This is a genomic window from Pseudomonas sp. 65/3-MNA-CIBAN-0223 (assembly GCF_040310425.1).
GTDB classification, from domain to species: Bacteria; Pseudomonadota; Gammaproteobacteria; order Pseudomonadales; family Pseudomonadaceae; genus Aquipseudomonas; species Aquipseudomonas gregormendelii.
This window is the reverse complement of the sequence record NZ_JBEOPV010000006.1, coordinates 149745-162899: the sequence shown is the minus strand read 5'-3', so window position 1 is coordinate 162899 and position 13155 is coordinate 149745. Positions and strand designations below refer to the sequence as shown.

The 13155-nt window shown below is 63.0% G+C and carries 7 protein-coding genes; 3 read left to right on the top strand and 4 right to left on the bottom strand.

What is annotated here, in order from left to right:
• Window positions 1-96 precede the first annotated feature (96 nt).
• Both AAEZ09_RS08890 and cra read right to left on the bottom strand, forming a co-directional pair.
• Window positions 97-897 carry a TatD family hydrolase gene (locus AAEZ09_RS08890; protein WP_350599097.1) on the bottom strand — a complete coding sequence of 267 codons (801 nt, stop codon included), beginning with the start codon at window positions 895-897 and terminating at the stop codon, window positions 97-99.
• Between the two features lie 3 nt (window positions 898-900).
• On the bottom strand, window positions 901-1896 hold the full coding sequence (gene cra / locus AAEZ09_RS08885) for a catabolite repressor/activator (RefSeq protein WP_045060030.1): 996 nt from the start codon (window positions 1894-1896) through the stop codon (window positions 901-903).
• A gap of 289 nt (window positions 1897-2185) precedes the next feature.
• On the opposite strand from cra, the gene ptsP reads away from it, so the two are divergent.
• Genes ptsP through AAEZ09_RS08870 form a run of 3 tightly spaced genes read left to right on the top strand, consistent with a single transcriptional unit; the run spans window position 2186 to window position 7739 of the window.
• On the top strand, window positions 2186-5047 hold the full coding sequence (ptsP, locus tag AAEZ09_RS08880) for a phosphoenolpyruvate--protein phosphotransferase (protein ID WP_350599095.1): 2862 nt from the start codon (window positions 2186-2188) through the stop codon (window positions 5045-5047).
• Entirely contained in the window at window positions 5047-5988 is a 942-nt protein-coding gene (pfkB, locus tag AAEZ09_RS08875; protein ID WP_045060028.1) for a 1-phosphofructokinase, read from the top strand. The genes ptsP and pfkB overlap by 1 nt, the downstream gene beginning before the upstream one ends.
• 11 nt (window positions 5989-5999) lie before the next feature.
• Window positions 6000-7739, top strand: a complete 1740-nt coding sequence (locus AAEZ09_RS08870) for a PTS fructose-like transporter subunit IIB (protein ID WP_350599093.1) — start codon at window positions 6000-6002, stop codon at window positions 7737-7739.
• Window positions 7740-7992: 253 nt separating this feature from the next.
• Here AAEZ09_RS08870 and AAEZ09_RS08865 read toward each other — a convergent pair whose 3' ends face one another.
• Both AAEZ09_RS08865 and AAEZ09_RS08860 read right to left on the bottom strand, forming a co-directional pair.
• Complete coding sequence (locus tag AAEZ09_RS08865; protein WP_350599092.1) at window positions 7993-10521, bottom strand: PepSY domain-containing protein; 2529 nt, start codon at window positions 10519-10521, stop codon at window positions 7993-7995.
• 258 nt (window positions 10522-10779) lie between these two features.
• Entirely contained in the window at window positions 10780-13116 is a 2337-nt protein-coding gene (locus AAEZ09_RS08860; RefSeq protein ID WP_350599091.1) for a TonB-dependent receptor, read from the bottom strand.
• Window positions 13117-13155 lie beyond the last annotated feature (39 nt).

Below are 13155 nucleotides of genomic sequence, written 5' to 3'. Positions count from 1 at the left end.
GCCAACCTCTGTAGGAGCAAAGCTTGCTCGCGATGACGGACTGACATTCAGCACCTATGTCGACTGTCATGCCGCAGTCGCGAGCAAGCTTTGCTCCTACAGGCCGCTCTGAGCTGGAATAGTCCAATCGAACACTGCGCACGCATTGGCACTGCTGGCAGCCGCCAACTGCTCTGCACTGACGCCCATGATCGCCGCCAACGCCACACAGATAGCCGGCAAATGCGCCGGGCTGTTGCGCTCGCCGGGGTACATCGCCGGGGCCATGTCCGGCGAGTCGGTTTCCAGCACCACGGCGTCCAGGGGCAACTCGGCCAGCACCCGGTGCATGCGCAGGGCCTGGGGCCAGGTCGCGGCGCCGCCCAGGCCGAGCTTGAACCCCAGCTTGATGTACTCGCGAGCCTCTTCCTTGCTGCCGGCAAACGCGTGGATGATGCCCGCGCGTTTCAGGCGCTGGCGTTTGAGCGTGGCGATCACGGCCGCATGGCTGCGACGCACATGGATCAGCGCCGGCAAGTTGAAATCCGCTGCCAGTTGCAATTGCGCTTCGAACAACGCCTGCTGGCGCTCGCGGTCCAGGGTTTCTATGAAGTAATCCAGGCCGATCTCGCCCACCGCGCACACCTGTCGATGGCCGGCCAAGCGCTCAAGCCAGGCACCCAGCTCAGATAGATCCTCAGGCTGGTGCTGGTCCAGATAAACCGGGTGCAAGCCGAACGCCGCGTACAAGTCAGAATCGCTTTGCACCAGGTCCCACACCCGCTGCCAGTTATCCTGGTAAACCCCTAGCACCACCATCCGCCGCACACCCAGTGCGCGGCTTTCAGCCAGCAGCGCCGTGCGATCGGCGTCGAAATCGGCAAAGTCCAGGTGGGTGTGGGTATCGATCAGCTCCACGATTCAGTCCTGGCGAATACGCTGCTTGAAGGTCCGGGCGATGGCTTGCACGCCAGGTTGATAGTCCGACTGCTCGATGGCCGCCAATGCCAATTGCAGGGCCTTGTCGGCGATCAGCTGATGTTGCTGGGCCATGGCATTCACCGGCAGTGGCAGGAAATCCAGCAACTGGGTGTCGCCAAATGTGCCAAGGCGCAACGGCCGGGATTTCAGTGGGAAATCGTGCAAGGCATCGAACACGCCCTGCAACAACACATAGGAGGTGGTAACCAGTGCATCGGGCAGGTGACCCAGGCGCTGCAGCATTTGCTCCATCAACTGCTTGCCACATTCGCGGCTGAAGGACTCGCCGTGCTCTATCAGCACCTCGCCATCAAACCCGGCCAACGCCTGCTTGAAGCCTGCAGCACGCTCCTGGCTGATGCTGAGTTCAGGGCGCGCGCCGATCAGGGCAATCTGCGTAGGCAAGGGCTGCAACAGACTGCGGGTCAATTGCAGACTGGCTTCGCGGTCGTCACTGATCACCGAACAGAAATGCTCGGGTTCCATGACCCGGTCGATCGCGATGATGGGAATTCCCTTGGCTTGCAGCTGGCGATAACTGTCGTCGCCACTGGGCAGGCAACTGGCGACGATCAGCGCATCGCAGCGCCGGGCGCGAAACAGCTGCAACAGTTGCCGCTCGCTCTCGGGTGCGTCGTCCGAACTGGCGATCAGCAGCTGATAGCCACGGGCCCGCGCGCCTTGTTCGAGCAATTTGGCGATTCGCGCGTAACTGGGGTTTTCCAGATCCGGCAGAATGAACCCCAGGGTGCGGGTGTGCCGACTGCGCAAACCTGCCGCTTGTGGATTGGGGGTGAAGCCATGCTGTTCGACTACCGCGCGCACGCGCTCGACCGTGGCGCTGCTGATGCGCTGCTGTGCAGCCTTGCCATTGATGACGTAACTGGCGGTAGTCACGGAGACCCCAGCCAACTGGGCGATATCACTGAGTTTCAACTCGGGTTTTCCTTGTTTTTTCGAGCTTGCCCGACATTTTCGCAAATCCTACCCGATTCAGGCAGGCGACCATTGTGGCAGCGCATCCGACAATCTGGACTTCAAGGATGGGACATTATCGAGTAACGTGCCAATCTTTCTAGATTAAACGTTTCAGCAGGCGTATTTTCTACGTTTAAGGCGCCTTGGCCAGTTCTGCCGTGAAACTGCCAAATTTGCTGAACAAGCGCCTAAGCTGAACTATCCAAAACAATACCTGGCACCTTGTCGGCGCCAAAAAGGAGAAAGCATGCTCGAGCTCACTATTGAGCAGATATCCATGGGCCAATCGGCCGTGGATAAGTCCGCAGCGTTGCATTTACTGGCCCAGCACCTGGTTGCCGATGGACTGGTCGCCGAGGGGTATCTCCCCGGCTTGCAAGCCCGGGAAGCCCAGGGCTCGACTTTTCTCGGTCAAGGTATTGCCATCCCCCACGGTACCCCGGATACCCGCGACCAGGTGTTTTCCACCGGCGTGCGCCTGATGCAGTTCCCCGAAGGGGTGGACTGGGGCGACGGGCAGATTGTCTACCTGGCGATCGGCATCGCGGCCAAATCCGATGAACACCTGCGCCTGCTGCAACTGCTGACCCGCGCCTTGGGCGAGACCGACCTGGGCCAGGCCCTGCGTCGTGCCAGCAGCGCCGAAGCCTTGCTCAAACTCCTGCAGGGCGCACCGCAGGAACTGGCGCTGGATGCCCAGATGATTGGCCTGGGTGTGTCCGCCGACGACTTCGAAGAGCTGGTGTGGCGCGGTGCCCGTCTACTGCGCCAAGCGGATTGTGTGAGTAATGGTTTCGCTGCGGTACTGCAGCAGGTTGAAGCGCTGCCGCTGGGCGATGGTTTGTGGTGGCTGCACAGCGAACAGACAGTCAAGCGTCCTGGCCTGGCCTTCGTCACGCCGGACAAGCCGATGCGCTACCTCGGCCAGCCGCTGAGTGGCCTGTTCTGTCTGGCCAGCCTCGGCGAGGCGCATCAGGCCCTGCTAGAGCGTCTGTGCGCATTGTTGATCGAAGGGCGTGGCCATGAGCTGGGCCGTGCAACGAGCAGCCGCAAAGTCCTCGAAGTGCTGGGCGGGGAATTGCCTGCCGACTGGCCAAGCGCACGGATCGCCCTGGCCAACGCCCATGGCCTGCACGCACGCCCGGCGAAGATCCTCGCTCAACTGGCCAAGGGTTTTGACGGCGAGATCCGAGTCCGGATCGTCGATGGCCAGGACAGCGCCGTGTCGGTGAAGAGTTTGAGCAAGCTGCTGAGCCTTGGCGCGCGCCGTGGTCAGGTGCTGGAATTTGTCGCCGAGCCGGGAATTGCCGCTGACGCGTTGCCCGTTCTGCTGGCTGCCATCGAAGAGGGCCTTGGTGAGGAAGTCGAGCCATTGCCCGCCGTGAGCCAGCAGCGAGAAGTGCTCACCGACATCGCCGAGGTGCTTCTGGCACCGGCATCCGGCAGCCTGATTCAGGCGATCGCAGCCGCTCCCGGGATCGCCATCGGCCCGGCGCATATCCAGGTGCTGCAAGCCATCGAATACCCGCTGCGGGGAGAGTCGGCTGCCATCGAGCGCGAGCGTCTCAAGCTGGCGTTGGCCCAGGTGCGGCAAGACATTCAAGGGTTGATCGAACGGAGCAAGGCCAAGGCCATCCGCGAGATTTTCATCACCCACCAGGAGATGCTCGACGACCCGGAACTCACCGACGAAGTCGACACCCGTCTCAAGCAGGGCGAAAGCGCGGAAGCTGCGTGGATGGCGGTGATCGAAGCGGCGGCCCGGCAACAGGAAGCCTTGCAGGATGCATTGCTCGCCGAACGCGCAGCCGACCTGCGGGACATCGGGCGCCGGGTACTGGCGCAACTCTGTGGCATCGAGACGCCGAGCGAGCCGGATCAACCCTACATCCTGGTGATGGACGAAGTCGGTCCTTCCGATGTGGCACGTCTCGACCCGGCGCGGGTTGCCGGCATTCTCACTGCACGCGGCGGCGCTACGGCACACAGTGCAATCGTCGCCCGGGCCCTGGGCATTCCGGCCCTGGTCGGTGCGGGCGCGGCCGTGTTGCTGCTGGCCCCAGGTACGCCATTGCTGCTGGATGGCCAGCGCGGTCGCCTGCACGTGGACGCCGACGCCGCCACCTTGCAGCGCGCTACCGAAGAACGTGATACCCGCGAACAACGGCTCAAGGCCGCCGCCGAGCAACGGCATCAACCGGCCCTGACCAGCGACGGCCACGCCGTCGAAGTGTTTGCCAACATTGGCGAAAGTGCGGGTGTCACCAGTGCCGTGGAGCAGGGCGCCGAAGGTATTGGCCTGCTGCGTACCGAACTGATCTTCATGGCTCATCCGCAACTGCCGGACGAGGCCACGCAAGAGCTGGAATATCGCCGCGTGCTCGATGGCCTCGCCGGTCGCCCGCTGGTGGTACGCACCCTCGATGTCGGCGGTGACAAACCCTTGCCGTACTGGCCGATCGCCAAGGAAGAAAACCCTTTCCTTGGAGTGCGGGGCATTCGCCTGACCCTGCAACGTCCCAAGGTCATGGAAGCGCAATTGCGGGCCTTGTTGCGGGCCGCGGACAACCGGCCATTGCGCATCATGTTTCCCATGGTCGGTAGCGTCGACGAGTGGCGCCAGGCCCGGGACATGACCGAGCGCCTGCGCCTGGAAATCCCTGTGGCGGACCTGCAACTGGGGATCATGATCGAAGTGCCGTCGGCGGCCTTGCTGGCGCCGGTGCTGGCAAAGGAAGTCGACTTCTTCAGCGTCGGCACCAATGACCTGACCCAGTACACCCTGGCCATCGACCGCGGTCATCCTACCCTGTCGGCGCAGGCGGACGGCTTGCACCCGGCGGTGCTGCAACTGATCGACATCACCGTGCGAGCCGCCCACGCGCATGGCAAATGGGTCGGTGTGTGCGGCGAGCTGGCTGCCGATCCACTGGCGGTGCCAGTGCTGGTCGGCCTCGGCGTGGATGAGTTGAGCGTCTCTGGTCGCAGCATCGCCGAGGTCAAGGCGCGCATCCGCGAGCTCAGCCTCACCCAGGCCCAAACCGTTGCCCGCCAGGCCCTGGCCGTCGGCAGCGCGAATGAAGTACGCGCACTAGTGGAGGCCCTGTAATGGCCAAGATCCTGACCCTGACCCTCAACCCGGCACTGGACCTCACTGTCCAGCTGCCCCGCCTTGAACCCGGCCAGGTCAATCGCAGTGACGAGATGCACACCCACGCGGCCGGCAAGGGCGTGAACGTGGCGCAAGTACTGGCAGACCTCGGGCATCAATTGACGGTCAGCGGGTTTCTCGGTGCAGACAATCCCCAGGCATTCGAGACGCTGTTCGCCAGGCGCGGCTTTGTCGATGCGTTCATTCGTGTTCCGGGTGAAACCCGCAGCAACCTCAAGCTCGCCGAGAGCGATGGGCGCATCACCGACGTCAACGGTCCGGGACCGCTGGTCAGCGCCGCGGCGCAGCAGGCGTTGCTTGACCGCCTGGATGAAATCGCACCCGATCATGACGCGGTCGTCGTCGCCGGCAGTTTGCCCCAGGGTGTCAGCCCGGCATGGTTGCAGGCACTGATCGAGCGTCTGAAGAATCTCGGCCTGAAGGTGGCCCTCGACACCAGCGGCGAAGCCCTGCGCGCAGCGCTCAAGGCCGGACCCTGGCTGATCAAGCCCAACGCCGAAGAACTGGCCGAGGTATTCGATAGCGAAGTGGTGTCGGTGGCTGCGCAGGCCGAAGTCGCGAGTCGCTTGCACGCGCAAGGTATCGAGCACGTAGTGATTTCCCATGGCGCGCAAGGTGTGAACTGGTTCAGCGTTGGCTCGGCGATGCACGCCACGCCGCCCAAGGTCAGCGTCGCCAGCACGGTGGGCGCAGGTGATTCGTTGCTTGCCGGCATGCTCCACGGTTTGCTCAGCGCCGACACGCCTGAACAGACCCTGCGCACCGCCACGGCGATTGCCGCGATGGCCGTGACCCAGATTGGCTTCGGCATTGGCGACACCGCGCAATTGGCGCAGCTCGAACAGGGTGTGCGCGTACGCCCCCTGACAGAACAATAAGAGGGATTGTCATGAAGTTAGCCATTGTTACGGCCTGCCCGAACGGCATGGTCACCAGTGTGCTGTGCGCCCGTTTGCTGGATGCTGCAGCGCAGCGTCAGGGCTGGAGCACCAGTGTCGAAGTTACCGATGCGGCGCACCCTGAGCGGCAATTGTCGGCGGCCACGCTGGAGGCGGCCGAGTGGGTATTGCTGGTGACCAGTGCGACTGTGGACATGTCGAGATTCGTCGGCAAGCGCGTGTTCCAGAGCACTCCGGCCCACGCCCTGCAGGACGTGGAGGCGGTGCTGCGCAAGGGCGCTGATGAGGCGCAGATTTACGAGGCCCCCGAAGCCGTTGCCCAGGCACTTCCCACCGGCCAGACCACGCCGAGATTGGTGGCGATTACCGCCTGCCCGACCGGTGTCGCCCATACGTTCATGGCCGCCGAAGCCCTGCAGCAAGCGGCCAAGCGCCTGGGCTACGACCTGCAAGTCGAAACCCAGGGGGCGGTCGGCGCGCGCAATCCGCTGAGTGCCGAGGCCATTGCCCAAGCCGATGTGGTGCTGTTGGCCTGTGACATCGAGGTGGCGACCGAGCGTTTTGCCGGGAAAAAAATCTACCGTTGCGGCACGGGTATCGCCCTCAAGCAAGCCGAGGCCACCCTCAAAAAAGCGCTGGCCGAGGGCTCGCAGGAAACTGCAGCGAGTGGAACCAAAGGCCCCGCCAAGCAGGAGAAGACGGGCGTCTATAAGCACTTGCTGACCGGCGTGTCGTTCATGCTGCCGATGGTCGTGGCAGGCGGCTTGATGATCGCCTTGTCGTTTGTGTTCGGCATCACCGCGTTCAAGGAGGAGGGCACCCTGGCTGCCGCGCTGATGCAGATCGGTGGCGATACCGCATTCAAACTGATGGTGCCGTTGCTGGCGGGTTACATCGCCTACTCGATCGCCGACCGCCCGGGCCTCGCGCCGGGGATGATCGGCGGTATGCTGGCGAGCACCCTTGGCGCGGGCTTCATCGGCGGGATCATTGCCGGTTTCATCGCCGGTTATGCCGCCAAGGCGATCAATCGTTATGCGCGATTGCCGCAGAGCCTCGAAGCGCTGAAACCGATCCTGATCATCCCGTTGCTCGCCAGTTTGTTCACCGGCCTGGTGATGATCTATGTGGTTGGCAAACCCGTAGCCGGGATGCTGGAAGGGCTCACTCAATTCCTCGACAGCATGGGCACCACCAACGCGATCCTGCTGGGCGTGTTGCTCGGCGGCATGATGTGCGTCGACCTTGGCGGGCCGATCAACAAGGCCGCCTACGCGTTCTCGGTAGGGCTGCTGGCATCGCAGAGTTATGCACCGATGGCCGCGACCATGGCCGCCGGGATGGTGCCGCCGATCGGGTTGGGCATCGCCACCTTCATCGCCCGGCGCAAGTTCGCCCAGTCAGAGCGGGAGGCGGGTAAAGCTGCTTTTGTGTTGGGGCTGTGCTTCATTTCCGAAGGCGCGATTCCCTTCGCTGCCAAGGATCCGTTGCGGGTGATCCCGGCGAGCATCGCTGGTGGGGCGCTGACGGGTGCATTGTCGATGTACTTCGGCTGCAAGCTCATGGCACCGCACGGCGGGTTGTTCGTGCTGGCCATTCCGAATGCGATCAACCATGCCTTGCTCTATCTGCTGGCGATCGTTGCAGGGAGCCTGGTGACGGCGGTGGCCTATGCGCTGCTCAAACGCCCGGAAGCCGTCGAACTGGCACTCGAGCCCGCCAAGGCCTGATAGCAGTCCCCTGTAGGAGCGAGCTTGCTCGCGAAAAGACCGAGGGCAGCGCGGGGCATCAGCTTCCCCGCGTCTTCGTTAACGACCATCGCGAGCAAGCTCGCTCCTACAGGGTATCGGCGGCGCACACAGAGCCGACTGTGGGAGCAAAGCTCGCTCGCGATAGCGGTCCAGCTGTCACATCAATGCTGGATTGGAGACGCCATCGCGAGCAAGCTTTGCTCCCACAGGGGATATCCCGGGATTTTGGGTTTCAGTAAACGTCGCGTCTGTAGCGGCCTTGCTCGATCAGCTTGTCGACGTGTTCAATTCCCAGCACTTCGTTGAGTACGTGATCCACCCCTGAGGCCATGCCCTGCAGGCTGCCGCAGATGTAGATCACGGCGCCTTCGGCCAGCCATTGCTTGAGTAGATCGGCCGACTCGCGCAGCCGGTCCTGCACATAAATCTTCTGCGCCTGGTCTCGCGAGAACGCCAGGTCCAGACGCTCCAGATCCCCCGAAACCAGCCATTCCTGCAGCTCATCGCGACAAAGAAAGTCGTGCTCGCGATTACGCTCGCCGAACAGCAGCCAATGCCGCTGCTGGCCATCGGCGATCCGCGCCTTGAGCAAGCTGCGCAGCCCGGCCAGGCCAGTGCCGTTGCCCAGCAAGATCATCGGTACCGGCTCGGTTGGCAGGTGGAAACTGCTGTTGCGCCGAACCCGCAGGCTGATGCTGCCACCTACCGGTGCGTGCTCGGTCAACCAGCCGGAGCCGACGCCCAGGCTGCCGTCCGGGTGCACTTCCTGACGCACGATCAGTTCCAGGATGCCGTCGGCGGCGATCGAGGCGATGGAGTATTCGCGCATGGCCAGCGGCACCAGTGCATCCACCAGCGACTGGGCATGCAGGCCGACCAGATGCGCGCGGTTCTGCGGCAGTTGGCGACTGGCCAGGGCCTGCTCCAGGGTTTGTGCCAGGCCATCGAGGGTCACGGTGGCTCGACCGTCTATCCCCAGGCCATCGAGGAAGTGCTCGATCGCCCATGAGCAGTTACGCGGCAGTACCTCCACTAGGTCACCGGCGAGCCAGCCGCTGGCAGTGGGGGCGGTCAGGCCCAACAGGTAGACCGGCGAACCGCTGCTGTCCGGGTTCATCAGTTCGCGGCGGGTCAGCGTCCAGTTGTCGTAGCTGGGTGCTTGCCAGGTGTCCAGGGGCGCCTGTCCGGTCAGCTGGCCGAGTTGCTGCTGCCAGTGACGCAAGGCGTAGGGGTCGCCGCTGTCGACTTCCACCGGGGCGAACAGCGTCTTGCCGCCATGCTCGCCCAGCCAGGTGTGCAAGCGTCGGGCGAATCCGCAGAAGTGTTGATACTGCCGATCACCGAGGCCCAGCACCGCATAGTTCAGGCTGTCCAGGCTCATGGCGCGACCCAGCACCTTGCGCTCGAAACCCCGGGCGCTGTCCGGCGCTTCGCCGTCGCCAAAGGTACTGACCACGAACAGCGCGTTGCTTGAATCCTGCAGGTCCTGCTCGCTGACACTGGCCAGTGGCTGCACTTTCACCGGCAAGCCGGCGGCCTGCAATTGCCCGGCGGTCTGCCAGGCCAACTGTTCGGCAAAGCCGCTCTGGCTGGCGAACCCGATCAACCAGGATGGGGCGTCGACCGACGGTTGGGCAAGGCCGTTGCGAGCGTCTCTGATGTGCTTTTTCTTGCGTCGACGGTCGAGGTACAGCAACCAGCCGGTGATGAAGAACAACGGCATGGTCAGGGCACTGAGGGTCAGGATCACCCGCCCGACAATCCCGAAGTAACTGCCGACATGCAGGGCGTAAATGCTGGTCAGCAACTGCGCCTTGAGGCTCTTGTCGCTGTAGCGGTCATGCCGCTTGACGATGCCGGTGGCGGGATCGAGGGTGATCTGGTTCAAGGCGCGGTCGTGGGGTGAGGTCTTCAGCAGATAGAACACGGTCGCCGGCTGGCCGGCCACAGGCGGCATGCGAATGTTGTAGGCGCTCAGTGCGGGACCCGCAGCGCTGTAGATACTGCTCCACATGGCTGCGTAGTCGGCTGTCGGCGCCGGACCGCTGGGGGCAGGCCCGCGTCCGCCGCGCACCCGCTCATTTTGCGGTGAATCGGACAGCAAGCGGGTCAGGCCCTTGTTGTACCACTCGTAAGACCAGGACAGGCCGGTGAGTGCCGCCAGGAGGTAGAACAGCAGGCACCAGGTGCCGGCGACCGAATGCAGGTCCCAGTTGAAGCTGCGGCCTTTTTTCTTCCAGTCCAGGGTCAGCCAGGCGCGCCAGCTTTTCCACTGGCGGGGCCAGCGCAGGTACAGGCCGGACAGGCAGAAGAACACCAGGATCAGCGTGCATGCCCCGGTGATCTGCCGGCCGGTATCGCCCATGGCGAGGAAGCGGTGCAGTTGCAGCATCAGGCCGAAAAAGCCCTGGCCGGCGGCATCGCCCATGAACTCGGCGGTGTAGGGATCGAAGTAGCGCATCTCGCCGCGGCGCTCGCCGGGCTTGGGGGTGAAGAACACCTTGGCCGCTGCGCCGCTGTCGGTTTCGACGCTGAGCATCGAGACTTTCTTGCCGGAGGCCGCTTCGATGCGTTCCACCAGTTCGGCAGGCGGCAGGACGCCGGCGACCTGCTTCTGGACCTGCAACACCGATGGGTTCAGCGCACTGAGGATTTCATCCTGGAACGACACGGTCGCCCCGGTGATGCCCATCAGGGCCAGGACCAGCCCGGCGCTGATGCCGAAAAACCAGTGCAGCTGGAACAGGGTTTTCTTCAACACGTCGCTCGCCTTGTTCGTTCGAAAATAATCATCACGGCGCGCATTATGCCGTGGGTTGACGGGATGCCTTGTCTATTACGCACAAAAGCCCCGTTCATCTGGATGAACGGGGCCAGGCGGTAACGCTCGGCGCTACCCGTAGGAGCGAGCTTGCTCGCGAAAAACTCGAGAACAGCACGGGGTATCAGGCTGCCCGCGTCATCGTTGACGTCCATCGCGAGCGAGCTCGCTCCTGCTATGGGTGGAGCTCACCCTTTATCAGAAGTGGAAGTTGGTGCTCAACAATGCCGTACGGCCCGCCGCCTGGTTGGCGAAGTGGGTCGAGAAGGCTTTGTCGTAGTAGGTTTCGTCGGTCAGGTTCTGCACGTTCAGCTGCAGGTCCACGTTTTTGGTCAGCTTGTAGGCAACCATCGCGTCGTAGCGAACATAGTCATCAACCATGGTGGTGTTGGCCACGCTGCCGAACACGTCATCGACGTAGAACGCGCCGCCACCGACGGTCAGCTTCGGCGTGACCTGGTAGGTCGTCCAGAGGCTGGCGCTGTTTTTCGGCGTGTTAGGCAGTTCGTTGCCATCGTTGGCTGCGCCCAGTGGGCCGCCGTCGACTTGCTCGCTGTCCATGTAGGCGTAACCGGCGAAGACCTGCCATTTGTCAGTGATCTTGCCGCTGGCCGACAGTTCGATACCTTGCACGCGGGTCTTGCCGGCGTTTTCATAGGACGTGGTGTCCACTTGAACACGAGCATTGTCCTTTTCGGTGCGGAAGATATCGGCGGTCAGGGACAGGCGATCATTGAGCAGATCCCACTTGGTACCGATTTCGTAGTTCTTGGTGGTTTCCGGCTCCATGTCGCTGCTCAGCAGGTTGCCGGTGCGATCCGGAGTGCCACCCAGCGGGTTGCCTTCCTGACCTTCGCCCAGGGTATTGCCCGGCGGCGTCGCTGACGTAGCGTACGAGGCGTAGATGCTGCCGTTCTCAGCCGGCTTGTAGACCACGCCGAACTGACCGGTGATGAACTCGCTGGTGTCCTTGCCTTTGGAGGCGTTGCCATTGGTCACCACGGTCGCGCCGGCAGCGTTGTAGGTCTTGTACTTGGTGTCGAAGTGGTCGTAGCGCAGGCCCATGTTGACCAGCCACTGCTGGGACAATTCCAGGGTGTCGAACACGTACAGTGCGCGGGTGGTGCTGGAGGTGTCGGTGCCGGCGTAGTTACGCGAGATTGCGCCGTTCCACGGATCGCTCGGGTTCGGGTTTGACAGCGAGGTGCAGTTGTAGCCGCTTGGCGCGCCAATCAGTGCAGGGCTGCAGTTGGTGGTGACTGGGTTGCCGCCTGGAGTGGTATCGGTGTCGACGCTGTACGAGGACTTCTGACTCTTCTCGTGGCTCAACTCGATACCGGTGGCGAAGCTGTTCTTGAACCCGGCGATGTACACGTCACCAAACAGATCGGTCTGGTTGGTGGTGGTGTCAGTGTTGCTGACACGGGTGTTGGCACGACGCCAGACGCTGCCATTGTTGACGTTGCCCTTGGAGTCGTCTGGCTGGGTCAGGATGTAATCCTGCATGCTGCTGCCGTGGCGCAGGGTGTTCTTCACGGTCAGGGCATCGTTCAGGTCATGCTCGATGGCGATGGTCGCGGTGTCGGTGCGGCCCTTGCGGAAGTCGCGTCCGTCCAGGCCGTAGAAGTTGCTGCTGTCGCCACCGTCATCCGGCGTGTCCGGGTTGGACTTGGTGCGCGCGGCAGAACCGGCAACCGGAATGCTGTACGGAATGCCCGAGTCTGGCGTGTCGTTGCTTTCCAGATGGTAGTAATCGAGATTGACGCGGGTGTCGGTACCCAGGCCGAAAGCCACGGACGGCGCGATGCCCCAGCGGTCGTAGTCGACGCTATCACGGCCGGCGACGTTGCTTTCGTGGCTCATCAGGTTCAGACGGCCAGCGGCGGTGTCGGTGAACTGGTAGTTGCCGTCGAAGGTGTAGCGTTGCGTCTGGTCCGAACCCCAGGTGAATCCACCGTCGAGGGAATCGCCCAGATGGGCCCTCTTGCTCACCATGTTGATGCTGCCACCGGCAGCGCCACGGCCGCCAATGGCCGAGTTCGGGCCTTTGCTGACTTCGATCGACTCTACCGCGAAGATCTCGCGGCTTTGCGAGCCGGTGTCGCGCACGCCGTCCAGGTACGTATCCCCCTGGGCATCGAAACCACGGATGAATGGGCGGTCACCCTGGGGGTTGCCACCTTCACCGGCACCGAACGTGATGCCCGGAACAGTCCGCAACGCATCCTGCATGTTCAGGGCGCCAGTGTCCTTGAGTACCTGTTGCGGAATCACGGTGACAGAGCGCGGCGTGTCTACCAGTGGCGCGGTGTACTTGGGCGAGGAGGCTTTTTCGACGTTGTAGCTGGTCGCTTCCTGAGATTCAGCGTTGATCGAGGTGGCGTCCAGGGAGATCGTGTTGCCCTGCGCCTTGGCGTCGGTCTTCTCTGCGGCCAAAACCATTTGGCCTGCGGAGCCGGCAGTGATTGCCACGCCAATTGCGGACGCGAGCAAACGCGGTGAACTGACAGTTGATTGTAGTTGTTGGCGTGACATTGAAATTCCCCTCCCCAAGGATTTGAGGTCGCGGAATAT